18 protein-coding genes are annotated in these 17602 nt (G+C 71.4%); 9 read left to right on the forward strand and 9 right to left on the reverse strand.

Annotated elements, in window-relative coordinates; all coding sequences use genetic code 11:
- Positions 1-14 precede the first annotated feature (14 nt).
- Both BM085_RS05730 and BM085_RS05735 read right to left on the reverse strand, forming a co-directional pair.
- On the reverse strand, positions 15-314 hold the full coding sequence (locus BM085_RS05730) for an ATP/GTP-binding protein (RefSeq protein WP_341351761.1): 300 nt from the start codon (positions 312-314) through the stop codon (positions 15-17).
- Positions 315-334: 20 nt separating this feature from the next.
- Positions 335-1804 carry a 3-hydroxyacyl-CoA dehydrogenase family protein gene (locus BM085_RS05735; protein WP_093885966.1) on the reverse strand — a complete coding sequence of 490 codons (1470 nt, stop codon included), beginning with the start codon at positions 1802-1804 and terminating at the stop codon, positions 335-337.
- A gap of 87 nt (positions 1805-1891) precedes the next feature.
- Between BM085_RS05735 and nucS the strand changes: the two genes are divergently transcribed.
- The 7 genes from nucS to BM085_RS05770 all read left to right on the forward strand — a co-directional run bounded on the left by nucS (position 1892) and on the right by BM085_RS05770 (position 8160).
- Positions 1892-2551, forward strand: coding sequence for an endonuclease NucS (gene nucS, locus BM085_RS05740; protein ID WP_093885967.1), 660 nt, complete (start codon positions 1892-1894; stop codon positions 2549-2551).
- A 292-nt stretch (positions 2552-2843) separates the two neighbouring features.
- The gene (locus tag BM085_RS05745) at positions 2844-3686 is read left to right on the forward strand and encodes an ABC transporter ATP-binding protein (protein WP_093885968.1); all 843 of its coding nucleotides are present in this window, start codon (positions 2844-2846) and stop codon (positions 3684-3686) included.
- Positions 3687-3833: 147 nt separating this feature from the next.
- Positions 3834-4676, forward strand: a complete 843-nt coding sequence (locus tag BM085_RS05750) for an ABC transporter permease (RefSeq protein WP_093886156.1) — start codon at positions 3834-3836, stop codon at positions 4674-4676.
- Between the two features lie 5 nt (positions 4677-4681).
- Positions 4682-5866 carry a sensor histidine kinase gene (locus BM085_RS05755; protein WP_177244966.1) on the forward strand — a complete coding sequence of 395 codons (1185 nt, stop codon included), beginning with the start codon at positions 4682-4684 and terminating at the stop codon, positions 5864-5866.
- 3 nt (positions 5867-5869) lie between these two features.
- Positions 5870-6493, forward strand: a complete 624-nt coding sequence (locus BM085_RS05760; RefSeq protein ID WP_086578514.1) for a response regulator — start codon at positions 5870-5872, stop codon at positions 6491-6493.
- 137 nt (positions 6494-6630) lie between these two features.
- Positions 6631-7431: an aldehyde dehydrogenase family protein gene (locus BM085_RS05765; protein WP_093885970.1), complete on the forward strand. Its 801-nt coding sequence runs from the start codon at positions 6631-6633 to the stop codon at positions 7429-7431.
- Positions 7432-7578: 147 nt separating this feature from the next.
- Entirely contained in the window at positions 7579-8160 is a 582-nt protein-coding gene (locus BM085_RS05770; RefSeq protein WP_245789144.1) for a TetR/AcrR family transcriptional regulator, read from the forward strand.
- A 123-nt stretch (positions 8161-8283) separates the two neighbouring features.
- Here BM085_RS05770 and BM085_RS05775 read toward each other — a convergent pair whose 3' ends face one another.
- The 6 genes from BM085_RS05775 to BM085_RS05800 all read right to left on the reverse strand — a co-directional run bounded on the left by BM085_RS05775 (position 8284) and on the right by BM085_RS05800 (position 15894).
- On the reverse strand, positions 8284-8601 hold the full coding sequence (locus tag BM085_RS05775) for an STAS domain-containing protein (RefSeq protein WP_093885972.1): 318 nt from the start codon (positions 8599-8601) through the stop codon (positions 8284-8286).
- A 192-nt stretch (positions 8602-8793) separates the two neighbouring features.
- Complete coding sequence (locus BM085_RS05780; protein WP_093885973.1) at positions 8794-9387, reverse strand: response regulator transcription factor; 594 nt, start codon at positions 9385-9387, stop codon at positions 8794-8796.
- Positions 9384-10610: a sensor histidine kinase gene (locus BM085_RS05785; protein WP_143120814.1), complete on the reverse strand. Its 1227-nt coding sequence runs from the start codon at positions 10608-10610 to the stop codon at positions 9384-9386. Before BM085_RS05785 ends, BM085_RS05780 begins: the two co-directional genes overlap by 4 nt.
- A gap of 70 nt (positions 10611-10680) precedes the next feature.
- Positions 10681-11478, reverse strand: coding sequence for an ABC transporter permease (locus BM085_RS05790; protein WP_093885975.1), 798 nt, complete (start codon positions 11476-11478; stop codon positions 10681-10683).
- Positions 11479-11559: 81 nt separating this feature from the next.
- Positions 11560-12621, reverse strand: a complete 1062-nt coding sequence (locus tag BM085_RS05795; protein WP_093885976.1) for an ABC transporter ATP-binding protein — start codon at positions 12619-12621, stop codon at positions 11560-11562.
- 117 nt (positions 12622-12738) lie between these two features.
- A complete protein-coding gene (locus BM085_RS05800; RefSeq protein ID WP_093885977.1) occupies positions 12739-15894 on the reverse strand; it encodes a S41 family peptidase in 3156 nt (1051 codons plus the stop codon).
- 66 nt (positions 15895-15960) lie between these two features.
- Between BM085_RS05800 and BM085_RS05805 the strand changes: the two genes are divergently transcribed.
- Both BM085_RS05805 and BM085_RS05810 read left to right on the forward strand, forming a co-directional pair.
- Positions 15961-16551: a cob(I)yrinic acid a,c-diamide adenosyltransferase gene (locus BM085_RS05805; RefSeq protein WP_093885978.1), complete on the forward strand. Its 591-nt coding sequence runs from the start codon at positions 15961-15963 to the stop codon at positions 16549-16551.
- A gap of 34 nt (positions 16552-16585) precedes the next feature.
- The gene (locus BM085_RS05810) at positions 16586-17140 is read left to right on the forward strand and encodes a flavoprotein (protein ID WP_093885979.1); all 555 of its coding nucleotides are present in this window, start codon (positions 16586-16588) and stop codon (positions 17138-17140) included.
- 33 nt (positions 17141-17173) lie between these two features.
- On the opposite strand, the gene BM085_RS05815 is transcribed toward BM085_RS05810, so the two are convergent.
- Positions 17174-17584, reverse strand: coding sequence for a DUF2550 domain-containing protein (locus BM085_RS05815; protein WP_093885980.1), 411 nt, complete (start codon positions 17582-17584; stop codon positions 17174-17176).
- Positions 17585-17602: the final 18 nt, after the last annotated feature.

The following is a 17602-nucleotide window of genomic DNA, read 5'->3' on the forward strand; positions in this document are numbered from 1 at the left end:
CCGCGCGGTCGTTGTCAGTATCGGGTCCGGCCGGGACCGCGCTTGACCCGGTTGCGCCAGCACGCGGTGTGCCAGTGCCTGCGCTCGTTCTCCCCGCCCGTCCAGGCCGGCCAGCTCACCAGGTGCGGCAGGCCGGCCCTGATCTCCTGGTCGCAGCCCGGGCACCGGTAGACCTTGTCCGCTCCGGAACCGGTGACCCGGCGCACGTGCCAGTCGCCGTCGGGCCACTCCTCGACCTGGTCGACCCCGGGCACGGACCCGCCGACCGGGCGGGCGGAGGAACCCCGGTTGCCGCCCCGGTCGAACGGGCTCATCCTGCGGGCTTTACGGGGGCTCATGGCAGGTCGCGGATGCTCCGCACCCCGGCCGTGACGAGCTGGTCGAGCAGCGGCGCGGGGGCGAAGGACGGCTCGCGGTACTCGGCGTAGAGCGCGCGCAGCCCGTCGCGGACGGTCTCCAGCCCCAGCTCGTCGAGCATCTCGAAGGGCCCGGAGGGGTAGCCGCAGCCCAGCTTCATGGCCGAGTCGATGTCCTCGATGGCCGCGTAGCCGGAGTCGTACATCCGCACGGCGTCGTTCAGATACGGGTAGAGGAGCGCGTCCACCACGAACTCGGCCCGGTCCTTGCACCGCACCGGGGTCCGGCCGACGATCCGCACCAGGCCCTCCACGGCGCGTGCGGCCTCGGACGAGGTGAGCGCCGTGGAGGCGACCTCGGCGATCCTGTCTCCGACCAGGTGCAGGCCGACCAGGCGCTCGGGGCGCGGAAGCCCTGCGGCCAGCTCGATCACGGGATTGCGGGACAGCGCGACGACCACGTCGGCGGCCTCGGCGGAGGCGGTCTTGAAACCGGCGTCGGCGAGCTTGGCGGCGAGCTCCTCCGCCCCCTCCCCCAGCACCGCCACCGAGCCCACCGAGGGTTTGGCCGTCGGCGGCGGCCCACCGGGCTCCTCCTCCCGGTGGAAGCCGCCACCGGTCTTGCGGCCGAGCAGACCGGCGGTGACCAGCTCGCGCAGGATCGGCGCGGGAGCGTGGCGGCGGTCGCGGCTCTCCTGGAACAGCACGCACAGCACCTCGTAGGAGGTGTCCAGGCCGATCAGGTCGAGCAGGGTGAAGGGGCCCATCGGCAGCCCGACGCCGAGCTTCATCGCGGCGTCGATGTCGTCACGGGCGGCCAGGCCGTTCTCCAGCAGGACGGCGGCGTGGTTGAGATAGGTCAGCAGCAACCGGTTGACCACGAACCCGGCGCGGTCGCCGACGCTCACCGGGGTCTTGCCGAGCCGGCGCGCGAGGGCGGCCACCTCCTCCGCCAGGCCGTCCTCGGTGGTCACCGTGTGGATCACCTCGACCAGCTTCATGACCGGCGCGGGGTTGAAGAAGTGCATGCCGACGACCTGGCCGGGCCGGGCGGTGGTGGCCGCGATCTCGGTGACGGAGAGCGAGGAGGTGTTGGTCGCGAGGACCGCGGACGGCTTGCAGATCCGGTCCAGGTCGGTGAAGAGGGCCCGTTTGAAATCCATGACCTCGGGGATGGCCTCGATCACCAGGTCGGCGTCGGCGAGGTCCTCCAGGGAGGTGGTGAAGGTCACCCTGCCGAGGATCTCCGCGCGCTCGGCCTCGGTCAGGCGGCCCTTGGCCAGAGCCCTGCCCGTGGAGCCCTCCAGGTGGCCGCGGCCTCGCTCCAGCGCCGCCGGGTCGGCCTCCACGCCGGTCACCCCGAGCCCCGCCCGGGCGAACACCTCGGCGATCCCCGCGCCCATCGTGCCGAGCCCGACCACTCCGACCTTCTCAAAGCTGCGCGTCATGCCGCCCAGTGTCCCAGAGGTGCCTGCCCCATCCCAAAACCGGCTTGGGCCCTCGGCACCCGGACCGCACCGGTAGGGTTGGCGCTCATGCGGCTGGTCATCGCGCGATGCAGCGTGGATTATCTGGGAAAGCTCACTGCGCATCTTCCGATGGCGCCCCGACTCATTCTCATCAAAGCGGACAATTCGGTCTCCATTCACGCGGACGACCGGGCTTTCAAACCGCTCAACTGGATGAACCCGCCGTGCAAGCTCCGCGAGGAGGAGGGCACCTGGACGGTGACCCACGGCAAGACCGGTGAGAAGCTCGTGCTCACCATGGAGGAGATCATCCACGACTCCAGCCACGAGCTGGGCGTGGACCCCGGTCTGATCAAGGACGGCGTCGAGGCTCACCTGCAGGAGCTGCTCGCCGAGCACATCACCACGCTGGGCGCGGGCTGGACGCTGGTCCGCCGCGAATACATGACGGCGATCGGCCCGGTGGACATCCTCTGCCGCGACCACGCGGGGGCGAACGTGGCCGTGGAGCTCAAGCGCCGCGCGGGCATCGACGCGGTGGAGCAGCTCACCCGTTACCTGGAACTGATGAACCGCGATCCCCTGCTCGCCCCCGTCACCGGCATCCTGGCCGCCCAGGCCATCGTGCCGCAGGCCAGGACCCTGGCAGAGGACCGCGGCATCCGCTGCGTGACCCTGGACTACGACGAGCTGCGGGGCATCGAGCGCAACGACACCCTGTTCTGACAGCTCCGGCGCCCCGTACGGCGGGCGTCCGTACGGCGGGCCCACCCGGCCTCCCTCGCCGCAGGCGGCCCGGGTCCGCGGAGAACACGCTCCACCAGCGTGCCCACCCCTCGCCGTCACGCCCCTCACCTGTCCCCCGGCCACGCCCCCGGACGACCCGGCCGCGTTCCCCGGATGCCCCGGCCCCCGGCCGTGTCCACCGGACGACGTGCCCCCTGTCCTCCGAACGGAGGACAGGGGGTTCCACCGGTCGTTGGTGCCCCGGGAGCCGTGGCGGCGCGACGATTGAGCCATGAGAACAGCGGTGACGGTGCGGGGCCTGACCAAACGCTACGGCGACGTGCAGGCGGTCGGGGGCATCGACCTCGACATCCACGCGGGCGAGGTGTTCGCGATCCTCGGCCCGAACGGCGCCGGGAAGTCCACCACGGTGGAGATCATGGAGGGTTACCGGACCCGGGACGCCGGAGAGGTCAGCGTCCTGGGCGCCGACCCGGGCAGGCCGACCCGGGAGTGGCGCTCCCGGATCGGCGTGGTGCTGCAGACGTCCAACGACGTGGCCGAGGTGACGGTGCGGGAGACCGTGCGGCACTTCGCGGGCTACTACCCCAACCCCAAGGACCCGGACGAGGTGATCGAGCAGGTCGGCCTGTCGGACAAGGCCGGCAAGCGGATCCGCCAGCTCTCCGGCGGCCAGCGGCGCCGGGTGGACGTGGCGCTGGGGATGATCGGCGGTCCGGAGCTGCTCTTCCTCGACGAGCCGACCACCGGGTTCGACCCCGAGGCGCGCCGGCAGTTCTGGGACCTGATCCAGGGCCTGGCACACCAGGGGACCACGATCGTGCTGACCACCCACTACCTGGACGAGGCCGAGGCGCTGGCCGACCGGGTGGCCGTGGTGGCGGGGGGCCTCATCGTGGCCGAGGGCGAGCCCAAGACCCTGGGCGGCCGTGCCACCGCCAAGGCCAAGGTGAGCTGGTCCGACGAGGGCGAGCACCACACGCTGGAGACCGACACCCCGACCAGGACCGTGCTTGAGCTGACCCACCGCTTCGACGGCGAGGTGCCCGAACTGACCGTGACCCGTCCTTCCCTGGAGGACGTCTACCTCCAGCTCATCGAGCCTCCCGCCTGACCGCCGCGGATCCGCCCTCCCCGGACGGCGCCCACCCCGGCCCATCGCGCCGCCGCCCGGCCGCCTCCCTCGCCCCGGAGCCGACCGTCCGTCGCCCTCCCGACGGCGCCCGCCAACCCCCATCGATCCCCCGAGGTGATCACCCCCATGACGCAGACCACCGCCCGAACCTCCGCTCCGGCGCCGGCCGCCAAGCAGCCGTCCGCGATACGGCTGGGGCTGTCGCGGGCGGCCTTCGAGACCAAGATGTTCTTCCGGGAGAAGGACGCGGTCATCTTCACCTTCGCCTTCCCGATCGTCCTGCTGGTGATCTTCGGTTCGATCTTCGCGGACGATCTGGAGGGGACCGGGCTGAACGTCTCCCAGCTCTACGTGGCCGGGCTGATCGGCTCGGCGGCGATGACGGGTTTCCAGAACCTCGGCATCGGCATCGCGGTGGACCGTGACGACGGCACGCTCAAGCGGCTGCTGGGCACGCCGCTGCCGCGCACGTCCTACTTCATCGGCAAGGCACTCAACACCCTGGTCGTCTCCTTCTTCCAGGTCGTGATCCTGCTGGCCATCGGGGTCACGCTGTTCGGCCTGAAGTTGCCCTCCGAGGTCTCGGCGTGGCTGACCTTCGTCTGGGTGTTCGTGCTCGGCGTGATCGGCTCGTCTCTGCTCGGCATCGCGGTCAGCAGCCTGCCCCGGTCCGGCAAGAGCGCCAGTGCGGTGATCGCCATGCCGTTCGTGGTGCTGCAGTTCATCTCGGGGGTGTTCATCCCCGTCTCCCAGCTTCCGGCCTGGCTGGCGAACATCGCGTCGTTCTTCCCGCTCAAGTGGATGTGCCAGGGTTTCCGCTCGGTCTTCCTGGGCGACGCCGGTGCCACACTGGAGCTCACGAAATCGTATGAACTCGACCGGGTCGCCCTGATCCTGGGAGCCTGGGTCGTCGGAGGACTGGTGCTGTGCCTGGTGACGTTCCGCTGGAAGAGCCGCCGCGACGGATGAGGGCGGTGATCTGGTCCGGACGGAGCACCGACCCGTCCGGGCCGCACGTCTGGCACTCGCTGCGCGGCTGGGAGGCGCTCCTCGCCGTCGCGACGCTCGTGCCCGTGGCGTTCATCGTGCCAGGCGACCTCCCCGTCACGGAGAAGATCCTCTTCGCCGGGCTCATGGCCGCGATCCTCCCCGTCTACTTCCTGTTCGGCCGGTCGGCGATCCTGACCGAGGACCGGCGGCGGGGCGCGGTCTACCTCGCCGTCCTGGTCGTCCTGTTCACTCCGGCGGCGTTCATCGAGTCCTCGGCGGCGTTCGCCCTCTTCGGCCTCTGCCCGCAGTGCTTCATGGTCTTTCCGGCCAAGCCGGCGGTCGGGGTGGTGATCGCGCTGAACGCCGGTCCGGTCGTCCGCTTCCTGGTCGAGAACCAGGGCGACACGTTCAACTTCCTGAGCGTCAGCACCATCGTGATCTTCTTCTCCGCCGTGTTCGGCATCTGGATGGAGCGGATCATGCGGCAGAGCGAGGAGCGGGCGGTCCTCATCGCGGAGCTGGAGGCCCAGCGGGCCGAGGTGTCCAGGCTCTCGGCCGAGCGCGGGGCCCTGGCCGAGCGCGAACGCCTCGCCGGGGAGATCCACGACACCCTGGCCCAGGGCTTCACCAGCATCATCATGCTGATCCAGGCCGCCGAGGCCCAGTCCGACCCGGCCCGCCACCTGTCGCTGGCCGTACAGACGGCGCGCGAGAACCTGGCCGAGGCCCGCGCGCTGATAGCCGCGCTCAGCCCGGCGCCGCTGGACGGCTCCACCCTGGACGAGGCGCTGGTGCGGCTGGCCGACCGGCTCAGGGAGGAGACGGGGATCGCCACCGCCTTCTCCCTCCACGGGGAGTCGCGCCCGCTGCCGCCGCCCACCGAGGTGGTGCTCCTCCGGGCGGCCCAGGAGGCTCTGGCCAACGTGCGCAAGCACGCGGCCGCCGGCCGGGTGGAGGTCTCGGCGTCCTACGGCCCGGAGACGGTGGCGCTGGAGGTCCGCGACGACGGGCGCGGTTTCGATCCCGCCGCCGCCGAGGGGTACGGCCTGCGCGGCATGCGTGCCCGGGTGGAGCAGGTGGGCGGCACCTTGACGTTGACCAGCTCGCCGGCGGGAGGTACGACCCTTGAGGCCGTCCTCCCCTCCGAGCAGCCCGACCGGGGAGCGTGACACGTGCTGCGTCTGATGATCGTCGATGACCATCCGGTGGTCCGCGAGGGGTTGCGGGGGATGCTGGAGGCCGATCCCGGGATCACGGTGGTGGGCGAGGCGGCGTCGGGGGACGAGGCGGTCGCGCGGGCCGGGGAGCTGCGGCCCGACGTGATCCTGATGGACCTGCGCATGCCGGACGGAGACGGGGTGAGCGCCACCGGGCGCATCCTCTCCGAGCGGCCGGAGAGCCGGGTGATCGTGCTGACCACCTACGAGACCGATCAGGACATCGTGCGGGCGGTCGAGGCGGGGGCCGCCGGATACCTGCTGAAGGACACCTCCAGAGCCGACCTGCTGGCCGCGATCGTCTCCGCGGCGCGGGGCGAGACCGTGCTGTCGCCGTCGGTGGCGACCCGGCTGGTCACCCGGATGCGGGCCCCGGTGACCGAGTCCCTGTCGCCGCGTGAGGCCGAGGTGCTCTCCCTGGTGGCCCGGGGGCTGACCAACGCGCAGATCGGCAAGGCGCTGTTCATCAGCGAGACCACCGTCAAGACCCACCTGCTGCGCGTCTTCGGCAAGCTCGGCGTCTCCGACCGCACCGCCGCCGTGACCACGGCGCTGGACCGGGGACTCCTCACCCGGTAAGTGATGGTTTACCGGACAACGGTCCCGGACTATCGTGGGCGGACCGCGCCCGTTCGGCCCGCCGCCCCCGCGGGAGCCGCCGCGGACGCCATGCCCTCCGCCCTCGGGCATCCGCCACGGCACAGCAGGAGGCCATCATGACCACGGCGACCGGCCGGCTCACCTTCGACTCCCTCGATCCGGCCACGGGCGCCGTCGTCGGCACCCACCCGATCCAGGACGCGGCGGCCGTGCGCGCGGCCGTGACGGAGGCCGGGACCGCCGCCGTCTGGTGGGCCGGACTGGGGTGGGCCGAGCGCAGGCGGCGGCTTCTCGACTACAAGGCCGTCATCACACGGAACCTCGCCAGGATCGCCGCCGCCGTCCACGACGAGACCGGCAAGCCGGAGGCCGCCGCGGACGCCGCCCTGTGGGGCGCGCTGTCCAACGCGGGCCAGACCTGCGTCGGAGTGGAGCGCGTCTACGCGGTGGACGCGGTCTACGACGACTTCATGGGGGAGCTGACCCGGCGGGCCCGGAAGGTCAGGGCCGGGGAGGACTACGGCCCGATCACCATGCCGGCCCAGCTCGACGTCATCCGGCGGCACATCCGGGACGCGGTCGCGGGCGGCAGGGCCGTCCTCGGCGGCCCCGAGTCGGTCCGCGCGCCCTTCGTAGACGTGGAGCTCGCGCGCCGGATGCGCGGCGGGATGACCGCGATCAATTCGATCATCTCCTTCGCCGCGGTCCCCTCGCTGCCGTTCGGCGGGGTGGGCGACTCCGGCTTCGGCCGCATCCACGGCGCGGACGGGCTGCGGGAGTTCTCCCGCCCCAAGGCCGTCTCGCGGCAGCGCTTCACACTGCCCGGAATGAACCTCACCTCATTCACTCGCGGCCAGAAGGAACTTGACCGACTAGTCAGGCTTGTCACCTTCTTGCATGGAAGACGGAAGCGATAGCACACTTACTCTTCCGCAAAAAGGATCTTGCACCCATAATGGTGGATTCTGGGGGCCAGGATCATGAGGTGGAAGTGATAAAGCGAGTATTTGTCAAGTCCGCATTAACGGCGGAGGCTTGACATGAATGGACGATCATACAGAGGAATGTCAGCGGAGGAGCGGCTGGCGGAGCGCCGGGAGCGCTTGATCACTGCGGCGTACACGCTCTACTCCGACCCCGGTTTCCCGGAGACCACGATCGAGAAGCTGTGCGCCGCGGCCCGCATCTCCAATCGTGCCTTCTACGAGTGTTTCTCCGGCCGGAACGAGTTACTGCAGGCGGTGCACGACAGGTGTGTGCAGGAGACGCTGCTGTCGGTGTCGAAGTCCATCGAGCAGGCCCCGGACACGCTGCTCAGCCGGGTCGAGGCGGGCATCGCCGGATACATCGGCTTCGTCACCGAGGACAGGCGCCGTGCCCGGATCATGCACCTGGAGGTGCGCCGGGCGGGCGACTGCCTCACCAGGTCGCGGCAGCAGGCGGTGGCGGCCTTCAGCCAGATCATCGCGGCCAACGTCTTCGACCTGCCGGGGGCGGCCAAGGCCAACCAGCGCCTGCTGGCGCTGGGCATGATCGGCGCCATCCAGGAACTGCTCATCGAGTGGGTGCTGGCCGACGACCCGCCCGCGGTCGATCACCTGATCAGCACCGCCGTGCACATCTTCTACCGGTCTTTCGTCACGTGAGCCCCGCCGGGACTTTCGTGACGTGACCTCCGCCGGGCGAGCCGGGCGGGGAGAGCGCCCGCGATCGCCCTCGGACCCGAGCGGTTCCGCGGCGCGGTGGAGCACTGACGCGCGTGACCGGGGTCAGGCCACCGCGGCCATGGAGAGTTCGACGGTGAGCACCCGGTTGAGCCGGGTCACCGCCAGCACACGCATGACGCGAGGCGGAACCCCGCGCAGGATGAGACGGCGTTGCGCGGCCAGCGCGCGGCGGTGCGTGCCCACCAGCACGCCGAGACCGGTGGCGTCGATCATCTCCAGTCCGGAGAGATCCACGATCAGATCGCCGTGGCCGGAGTCGACCGCGTCATGCAGTCGCGGACGCACTCCGGCGACGGTGCCCACGTCGAGCCGGTTGCCGACACTGACCATCTGGGCTCCGGGGTTTCCAGTGGCGCGCATGCCTCCTCCTCAGACCGGACCGCGGGATGGACGCGACCGGACGTAATCTCCGTGCGGCGCCGCGCCAGGCGGGCACGCAATGCATTTACCGATGACATGACGCGGGGAAAGGCGCGGATCTCACGCACTCCCGGATCCACGTCCGCTGCCACCATGTGTTCCCCTTGCCCCAACGCAGAGAAAAAACTCTGTTTAGAGCCAACCTTTTTCCTGGGCGGCGTGGATGGCGGTGATCCGGTTACTGGCGCCCAGCTTGGTGATGGCGCTGGACAGGTAGTTGCGCACGGTGCCCTCGGTGAGGTGCAGCGACACCGCGATCTCCCCGACCGACGCGCCCCGCGAGGCCAGGGTCAGGGCGGCGCGCTCACGCTCGGTGAGCGGGCTCTCCCCCGCCATCATCGCCGAGGCCGCCATCTCCGGGTCCAGATAGCGTCCGCCGGAGTTTACCTTACGGATCGCCGTCGCCAGTTCGTCGGAGGAGGCGTCCTTGGGGATGAAGCCGCGCACCCCCGCCGCGAGCGCCCTTCGCAGGTATCCGGGACGCCCGAAACTGCTCAGCATCAGCACCGCGTGGCCGGGCAGCGTCTCGGCCACGGTCAGCCCGTCCATCCCGGGCATCTCGATGTCCAGCACGATCACATCGGGCCGGTGATCCCATACGGCCTGCGCCACCAGGTCGCCCCTGGCGACCTGGGCCACCACCTCGATGTCCGGCTCCAGGCCGAGCAGCGTGGCGATCGCCCCGCGGATGAGATGCTCGTCGTCGGCCAGCAGCACCCGGATCATCTGACTCCCTCCAGCGGGACCGTCGCCCGCAACCTGAACTCTCCCGCACCGCCGGCCCCGGCGGCGACGGCGCCGCCCGCGGCGGCCACCCGCTCCGACAGCCCGATGAGGCCGGTGCCGCCGCGCCCGTCCAGCCCGGTCACACCGTCGTTGACCATCTCCAGCGCGGCCACGCCGTCGCGGAGCGCGATCGTGATCCGGCACCGGGTCGCCGAGCTGTGCCGCAGCACGTTGGTGGTGCCCTCGCGGACCACCCAGGCCAGCAGCGTGCCCAGCTCCTCGGGCACCGGCTCCCCGGGGGTCTCCAGCGTGCAGCGGATGCCGTCGGCCTCCAGCACCGCGGTCATGCTGCGCAGTTCGGCGTCGAGGTCGACCGTCCGATAGCCGCGCACCGCCGAGCGGATCTCCTTCAGCGTCTCCCGTGCCAGCCCCCGGACCTCCTCCATCTCCCCGGCGGCCCGCTCGGCGTCCACCTTCGACAGCTTGACGGCCACCTCGCTCTTGACCGCGATCGCGGACAGGCTGTGCCCGACCAGGTCGTGCAGGTCACGCGAGAAGCGGAGCCGCTCCTCGGTGACTGCCAGCCGGGCCTGGGCCTCCTTGCCCTCCTCCGCCAGCCTGACGACCTCCCAGAACCAGAGCTGCAACCGGTTCGCGCAGGGCAGCGCCAGGGTGGCCCCGATGAAGGCGCCGGTGAGGGCTCCGGTGAGGGTGGCCGAATCCTCGCCCGGCTGCGGCGCGGCCAGCGCGCGTCCGATGATCGAACCGGAGCCGTCGTCGGACGGGGCGAGAAGCAGGGCGACCGCGGCGGCGCCAAGGCCGGCGAAGAACGTGCCCGTCCTGCTCAGCAGCAGCGCCGCGCCCGCCGCCCAGGCCGGCGCGATCAGCCCCCAGGTCCACAGCTGGTGCTCCTGGGTCAGCAGCAGGACGACCGCGAGCACGGCCGAGGCCACGATCTCACGGTTGGCCGAGGTCCCCGCGACGGCCGCCTTCACCATCCTCATGTAGAGGACGCTGAAGGCGACCAGCCCCAGCAGCCCGAGGACGAGGACGAGGAGGCCCGCCCCCCTGTCCTCGGCGATCCCGCCGGGGGCGCCGAACCGGTCCTCGCCGAGCCCGCCGACGACGCCGAGCCAGACCAGTAACAGGCCGGTGACCAGCGACCAGACGGTCAACCGGCGGAGCCGCTCGACGGCGGTGCGCTTCCTGCGCCGGGGGAACACGCGGAGGACGGAGCGCCTGAAGCGCCCCGTCCCACTTTCATCAGCTTTTATTGACATTTCGTGATGAACGTTATCCGTGCCGGGGCTCCCACCGGAACAGCCACCTGGCCAGCAGGGCCGCCACCGCGACCCAGGCCAGCAGGATCCCGAGCGAGGGCAGCGCGGCCACCCACTGCCCGGCCATGCCCAGCGCCGCACCGCTCCCGGAGACGTGGTCGGCGCCGAGGAAGGCCGTACGCATGATCTCCACGACCGGCGTCACCGGGAGCAGGTTGGAGACCACCCCCAGCGGGCCGGGCAGCACGTCGGCGGGGTAGGCCACCGGCGCGCCGATCATCATGACCATGATCACCGGCAGGACCGTGATCTGGGCCAGCTCGGCGTTGGGCGTGATCCCGGAGAAGGCGGCGGCCAGCAGGCCGAACAGCGCGACCCCCAGGACGGCCACGACCAGCAGCAGCGGCACGTTGGCCGGCATGACCCCGTCGGTCCGGTGCATCCAGATCGCCAGCAGCACCACCTGGCCGAGGAAGAGCGCGAGCGCGCCGAGAGCGGCGCCGCCGAGGACCGCCGGCCCGGACGGCTGGCCCCCGCGCAGCCGCTTGAGCACCAGCTCCTCACGCCGGGCCGTGAAGGAGTTGACCAGGTTGATGAAGACCGCGAACCCCAGCATCAGGCCGGGCACCCCGGTCAGCACGAAAAGCTCCCCGGACACCCCGGCGATGTCCGCGCCTGTCTGGGTCTGGGTGAACATCCAGGCCATCAGGAGCGGCAGCAGCAGCACGTTGAACATCACTGTGGTGTTCCTGGCCACCAGCGTCAGGTCGAGCCTCGCCAGCCGTACGGCGTGCAGAACGTCGGTCCTCATATCACTCACCACTCCTCATCCACTCCGTCCGCCCCATGACCACGCGCTCCCCGCCGGCGGCCGCGCCGGCACCGCTCCTTCTCATCGCCGCTCTCCCACCACGCGCATGAAGGCGTCCTCCAGGGTCCCCCGGCGTACGGCGAGCCGCTCCAGGACCTCGCCGTGCTCGTCGGCCCAGGCCAGCAGCGGCCGGAGCGCGGCGTGCGCGCGGGTCTCGGGCTGTCCGCCGGCGATGGCGTAGACGACCTCGGTGCCGCCGTCGGCGTAGGTCAGCGTGGGGGTGACGCCGTCCGGGGCGGGCAGGTCGCCGAAGGACCAGGTGGTGCCGGGGAGCCGGAAGGCGATGGTGTCGCCGGAGCCGGCCACCACCTCCTCGACCGTCCCGTAGGTGTGGATGAGGCCCTCATGCATGATGGCCAGCCTGCTGGCGAGGCGCTCGGCCTCCTCCAGGTAGTGCGTGGTGAGCAGCACCGTGGTGCCGCCGGCCCGCAGGTCCTCGATCACCTGCCAGGTGGTACGGCGGGCCTCGGGGTCCATCCCGGTGGTCGGCTCGTCCAGGAAGAGCACCTCCGGCCGCGAGAGCACCGCGAGCGCGAGGTCGAGCCTGCGCTTCTGGCCGCCGGAGAGCTGCCGGACCTTGGTCCTGGCCTTGCTCTCCAGGCCGACCAGCTCCAGCGCCCCCATGGTCGCCCGGCCCACGCCCCGGACCCGGCCGAACAGGGTGAGGCTCCCGGGCAGCTCGGTGCCGCCGGACAGTGTGACCGGACGGCCGGCGTCCTCGCTCAGCCCCCTCCACAGGTCCACGGTCTCGGCCACGGTGAGGTCGCCGAGGAAACCCCCCTCCTGCAGCATGATCCCGACGCGGGGCCGCAGCTCGCGGTGCTGCCTGACCGGATCGAGGCCGAGCACCCGGACCGTGCCGTCGGTGGCGGGGGCGAAGCCCTCCAGGACCTCCATCGTGGTGGTCTTGCCCGCGCCGTTGGTGCCGAGCAGGGCGAACAGCTCGCCCCTCGGGACGGTGAAGGAGATGCCGCGTACGGCCTCGAAGTCGCCGTACTTCTGCCGGAGACCGCCGACCTCGATCACGTTCCCGAGGCCGGCGGTCCCGGTGCCGGTCGCGTCCGCAAGCTGTGGTGTTCTCATGCGGACAATCCTCGCCTTACGGCGTTTTAGCAGGTAGTCGCCGATATCACCGACGTGCTACGGATCTTTCAGGTCAGCGGGATGACGCTTTCAGCTCCATGGGATGACAAATGTCACCTACGGGCGGGGCGGCAGTGCCGGGCGGCGGCGGGAGGGGCGGGTGGCGGGGTCGGGCGGGGACGCCGCGGGCCGCTCGTCGAGTGCGGCCAGCGCGAGCCGTACCGCCTCCTCGATCTGCGGGTCCCGGCCGGCGGCCCAGTCATCGGGGGTGATGTCCACCTCGACGTCCGGATCGACGCCGTAGTTCTCCACGCCCCAGCCGAGCCCCTCGAACCAGAACGAGTACCGGGGCACCGTGATGTGCGACCCGTCGACCAGGCGGTGACCGCCCTCGATGCCGATGACGCCGCCCCAGGTGCGGGTGCCGACCACCGGCCCGAGCTTGTGGATCTTGAATGCGGCGGTGACGATGTCGCCGTCGGATCCGGCGTCCTGGTCGGTGACCGCGACCAGCGGGCCGCGCGGAGCGTCCTCCGGGTAGGTGATCGGCGTCATGCCCCGGGGCAGGTCCCAGGCGATGACCCGGCGGATCAGCTTCTCGATGACGAGCTCGGAGGTGTGGCCGCCCCGGTTGCCCCGGACGTCCACGACGAGCGCCTCGAAGGTCATCTCCCTGCGCAGGTCGCGGTGGAACTGCGCCCAGCCCTCGGCGACCATGTCCGGGATGTGCAGGTAGCCGACCCGGCCGCCGCCGAGCTCGCGGACATGCGCCCGGCGCCCGGCCACCCAGTCCTGGTAACGCAGGCGGCGATCGTCGCGGAGCGGTGTGACGACCACCCTCCGCCCGCCGCCCAGGGTCAGCTCGACCGCCTTGTCCGCCGCGCCGACCAGCAGCGAGGCCGGGCCCTGCGGCGGCACCGGGCGGCCGTCGACCGCCAGCAGCGTCTCCCCCGGCTGGATCCCCGCTCCGGGCACGGCCAGCGGCGAGCGGGCGTGCACGTCGGAGGACTCGCCGGGCAGCACCCGGTCCACCTGCCAGCGGCCGTCGCCGTTCCAGGACAGGTCGGCGCCGAGCAGGCCGACCGAGTCGGACGCGGGGTGCCCCCAGGGGGCGGCGTCGACGTAGGCGTGCGAGCTGCCCAGTTCCCCGAGCACCTCCCAGAGCAGGTCGGCGAAGTCGTCGGCGGTCGCGACGCGCTCCACCAGCGGCCGGTACTCCTCCAGCACGGCGTCCCAATCGACGTCCGCCATGTCCTCGACCCAGAAGTCGGCCCGCATCCGGCGGCCCATCTGGGTGTAGGCGTGCCGCCGCTGGGCCTGCGGGTCGGCGGTGACGCGGATCCGCGACAGGTCGACGGCCGCGTCGTCCCCGCCGTTCTTGCCCGTCACCGGACGGACGGTGAGCGCGCCCTTGTCACGGACGACGAGCTGGGTGCCGTCACCGCTCACCCAGTACCGGTCGAGCTTGTCGACCACTTCCTCGCACTTGCGCTTGACCAGGTCGTAACGGTCCAGCGCGGGCTGGGGAGGCTCGCCCCCCACCTGGTCACGGTCCTCGCCGAGCTCCCCGGCCAGCGGCTCGCGCAGCCAGACGAACCCGCCCTTGACCGCGCGGAGCGCCGAGTAGCGCCCCTCGGGCACCGGCACCTGCACGACCCTGGCGGCGATGCCGTCCAGGTCGACGGTTATCGCGGCGTCGTCCTTGCGCTTCTTCTTGTCGTCGTCGTCGGGTTCGCCGACGGCCCGGCCGTCGGAGCTGGGCGCGAACGGCGACGGGGTCGCCGCGGCCAGCGGTACCAGGTAGGGGCGGTAGCCGAACGGGAAGGACATGTCGAAGGAGTGCGCGTCGTAGACCGGGTCGAAGCCGCGCCGCGACAGGAACGCCAGATAGTCCCCGGCGAAGGCGGGCGAGACGTCCACGAACCGGCCGTCGGTGACGTCGGTGACGACCCGGTCCACCACCCTGGCCAGCCGGATCCGGCGCAGCGGCGTGGCCTCCGGGTGCGACCAGGCCAGCCAGGCGGAGTCGGGTGACCAGGCCAGTCCCTCGATCTCACCGTTGGCGGCGGCGAGCTCGGTGACCTCGCCGGAGGCCACGTCCACCAGGAGCAGCCGCCCGTCCCTGGCGGCCACCGCGATCGCGTTCCCGTCGGGCGCGACGGCCAGGTCACCGACCTCGCCGAGCTTGCCCGCGGCGATCCTGCGGCTCTCCCCGCCACTGGCCGGCCCGATCTCCAGGCCCTGCCGCTCCCCGTCGTCGAAGACCCACACCACCCGGTCCGTACCGAGGATGCGGGGTTTCCCCGCCGACAGGCCGGTGCTGAGCTGCCGCGCCGGGCCGTCCCGGTGGGTGATCCAGTGCACCGAGCCCTGGATCTCCACCGCACTGGCCCGCCCGGTCGCGTCCACGGCCAGATCGTGCAGCCTGCGGCCCGCGTTGACCTGGTACGGCTGCCGCCCCCGCAGCGGGGAGCCGAGCGTGACGTCGAGCTTGCGGGTCTCGGCGTCGAGGTCGTCCAGCAGGTAGAGGTCACCGGCGTTCTGGTAGACGATCCGGGTCCCGTCGGTGGTGGCGTGCCGGGCGTAGAAGACGTCGTGGTCGGTGTGCCGGCGCAGGCCGGTGCCGTCCAGCGCGCAGGAGTAGAGGTTGCCGACCCCCTCGTGGTCGGAGAGGAAGACCAGGCGCCCGCCGACGAGCATCGGGCTGGCGAAGTGGCCGTTCACCTCCGCCAGGAGCCGGGTGAAGTCGCCTCCCGCCCGCTGGACCCACAGGCGCCCCGCCGTACCGCCCCGGTAGCGCTTCCAGGTGCCCGGATCACGGGCGAGGGAGGCCGTGAGCAGCGCCACCGCGTCGCCGGTGACCGACAGATCGGTGACGGGACCGTACGGCAGCCGCTCGACCCGGCCGTCGCCCAGGGCGTAGGCCCAGCTCCGCGAGGCGAACGGCTGGCCGGTCGCGCTGATCGCGAGCACCCTGCCGTCCGGCGTCCAGCCGCGCGTGCGGGTCCGGCGGTCGCCCCAGTAGGTCAGCCGCTCGGCGGAGCCGGATTCCAGGTCGGCCAGGAACACCTCCGGGGCACCGTCGCGGACGCTGGTCCAGGCGACCTTCGTGGCGTCCGGGGACAGGTGGGGGTGGCCGGCGGGCGCCCGGTCCGAGGAGAGGCGCCAGGCCCGTCCTCCGGCCGCGGGAGCCGCCCAGACGTCGTCGTCGGCGACGAACGTCAGCGTCTCGCGGGAGATGTGAGGGAATCGCAGGTAAAAACCAGAAGCCATCGGTAAATCATATTGTCCACTATCGGGGCAATCTTGATGATTTTCCTGACCGATACGCTGGGCCACATGACGAGAGCTGACAGGGACGAGCCGGTGGTGCTCTCCAAGATCTACACGCGGACCGGTGACGACGGCACGACCGCGCTCGGCGACATGAGCCGCACCCGCAAGACCGACTCCCGCCTGGCCGCGTACGCGGACGTGGAGGAGGCCAACGCGGCGATCGGCGTGGCCCTGGCCATGGGTTCCCTCGACGAGGACATCGCCGCGGTCCTCGTCCGGATCCAGAACGAGCTGTTCGACGTGGGCGCCGACCTGTGCACCCCGGTGGTGGAGGCCCCCGAGTTCCCGCCGCTGCGCGTCGAGCCCTCCTACGTCGAGTGGCTGGAGGCGCGGTGCGACGAGTTCAACGGGCGGCTCAAGCCGCTGCGCAGCTTCATCCTGCCGGGCGGCACCCCGGCCGTCGCCCAGCTCCACGTGGCCAGGACGGTGACCCGGCGGGCCGAACGGACCACCTGGTCGGCCCTGGAGGCGCACGACGACGTCAACCCGCTGACCGCGAAGTATCTCAACCGGCTGAGCGACCTGATGTTCATCCTCTGCCGGGTCGCCGCCCACGGCGACGAGATCCTCTGGAAGCCCGGCGGCACCCGCTAGCCCGGGAGACTCCCCCAGAAACGCGAGGCCCCACATGGTCGACGGAAACCCGGTGCTGTACGTGATCGCGTGCGGCGGACGTCCCGCGGGCGAGCTGGCCGGCTTCGTCACGCACGCGCAGGCCGGAGGCTGGACGGTGTGCGTGGTCACGACACCGTCGGGGACGAAGTTCGTCGACGCCGCCCGGCTCGCCGAACTCACCGGCCACCCGGTCAGGAGCGACTACAAGCGGCCGGAGGAACCCGACGTCCTGCCGCCCGCCGACGCCATGGCGGTCGTCCCCGCGACGTTCAACACGACCAACAAGTGGGCGGCGGGCATCAGCGACACCCTGGCGCTCGGCCTGCTCAACGAGGCCCTCGGCCTCGGGCTGCCGATCGTGTCCGCCCCCTGGCCGAACGCGGCCCTGGCGCGCCACCCCGCTTTCGCCGGCAGCGTCGCCACCCTGCGGAAGTGGGGGGTGAAGGTCATCCTCGATCTCGACCGGCTTCCCGCGCCGGACTCCGTCGCTCCGGAGTCCGGCGTGTTCCCCTGGGACGACCTCCGCGAGGAGCTGGGGAACATCCGCCGCTCCCTGGGCCGGCAGTGAGGACGGAGGGGAACGCGTGGTCCGCCGGGAAGGTCAGGAGACGTCGAGATAGGCGCCGGGCGGGGCGGACTCCAGCCAGGCGACGAAACCCGTAAGGGCGCGATATCCCATGGCGAGCTCGAAAGCGCTCTGCCCGTTCCGGCACTCCAGCGCCGTCATGCCCTCGATGAACCCGTAGAACTCGCCGGACCCGATTCTGCGACGTCCGGAAACCACAAGGCCGCGCCTCACGATCACGTGGCGCGGCCTTGGAAGCAGACCTATGAGTGGAATCCAGTTGAGCTGGCCGTCGGCGTAGCGGGCTACCCCCACACGCCAGCCCCGTTCCCTCGACGTCGGGCGCAGGCAACACAGCACCGAGCCCCGGGAACGGGTCAGGATCAGCACGCGGGAGGCAAGGAGGGCGACGAGAAGCGCCACCACGATGAGTACGTCCAGCACCATGCCTGCCGCCCCCAAAAA

Source organism: Streptosporangium canum (genome assembly GCF_900113865.1).
Lineage (GTDB): Bacteria > Actinomycetota > Actinomycetes > Streptosporangiales > Streptosporangiaceae > Streptosporangium > Streptosporangium canum.

Excerpts from the sequence above, each read along its gene's own strand:
- BM085_RS05730 (WP_341351761.1), bottom strand. The coding sequence starts at position 314 with ATGAGCCCGTTCGACCGGGGCGGCAACCGGGGTTCCTCCGCCCGCCCG.
- BM085_RS05735 (WP_093885966.1), bottom strand. The coding sequence starts at position 1,804 with ATGACGCGCAGCTTTGAGAAGGTCGGAGTGGTCGGGCTCGGCACGATG.
- nucS (WP_093885967.1), top strand. The coding sequence starts at position 1,892 with ATGCGGCTGGTCATCGCGCGATGCAGCGTGGATTATCTGGGAAAGCTC.
- BM085_RS05745 (WP_093885968.1), top strand. The coding sequence starts at position 2,844 with ATGAGAACAGCGGTGACGGTGCGGGGCCTGACCAAACGCTACGGCGAC.
- BM085_RS05750 (WP_093886156.1), top strand. The coding sequence starts at position 3,834 with ATGACGCAGACCACCGCCCGAACCTCCGCTCCGGCGCCGGCCGCCAAG.
- BM085_RS05765 (WP_093885970.1), top strand. The coding sequence starts at position 6,631 with ATGACCACGGCGACCGGCCGGCTCACCTTCGACTCCCTCGATCCGGCC.
- BM085_RS05770 (WP_245789144.1), top strand. The coding sequence starts at position 7,579 with ATGTCAGCGGAGGAGCGGCTGGCGGAGCGCCGGGAGCGCTTGATCACT.
- BM085_RS05775 (WP_093885972.1), bottom strand. The coding sequence starts at position 8,601 with ATGCGCGCCACTGGAAACCCCGGAGCCCAGATGGTCAGTGTCGGCAAC.
- BM085_RS05780 (WP_093885973.1), bottom strand. The coding sequence starts at position 9,387 with ATGATCCGGGTGCTGCTGGCCGACGACGAGCATCTCATCCGCGGGGCG.
- BM085_RS05790 (WP_093885975.1), bottom strand. The coding sequence starts at position 11,478 with ATGAGGACCGACGTTCTGCACGCCGTACGGCTGGCGAGGCTCGACCTG.
- BM085_RS05795 (WP_093885976.1), bottom strand. The coding sequence starts at position 12,621 with ATGAGAACACCACAGCTTGCGGACGCGACCGGCACCGGGACCGCCGGC.
- BM085_RS05800 (WP_093885977.1), bottom strand. The coding sequence starts at position 15,894 with ATGGCTTCTGGTTTTTACCTGCGATTCCCTCACATCTCCCGCGAGACG.
- BM085_RS05805 (WP_093885978.1), top strand. The coding sequence starts at position 15,961 with ATGACGAGAGCTGACAGGGACGAGCCGGTGGTGCTCTCCAAGATCTAC.
- BM085_RS05810 (WP_093885979.1), top strand. The coding sequence starts at position 16,586 with ATGGTCGACGGAAACCCGGTGCTGTACGTGATCGCGTGCGGCGGACGT.
- BM085_RS05815 (WP_093885980.1), bottom strand. The coding sequence starts at position 17,584 with ATGGTGCTGGACGTACTCATCGTGGTGGCGCTTCTCGTCGCCCTCCTT.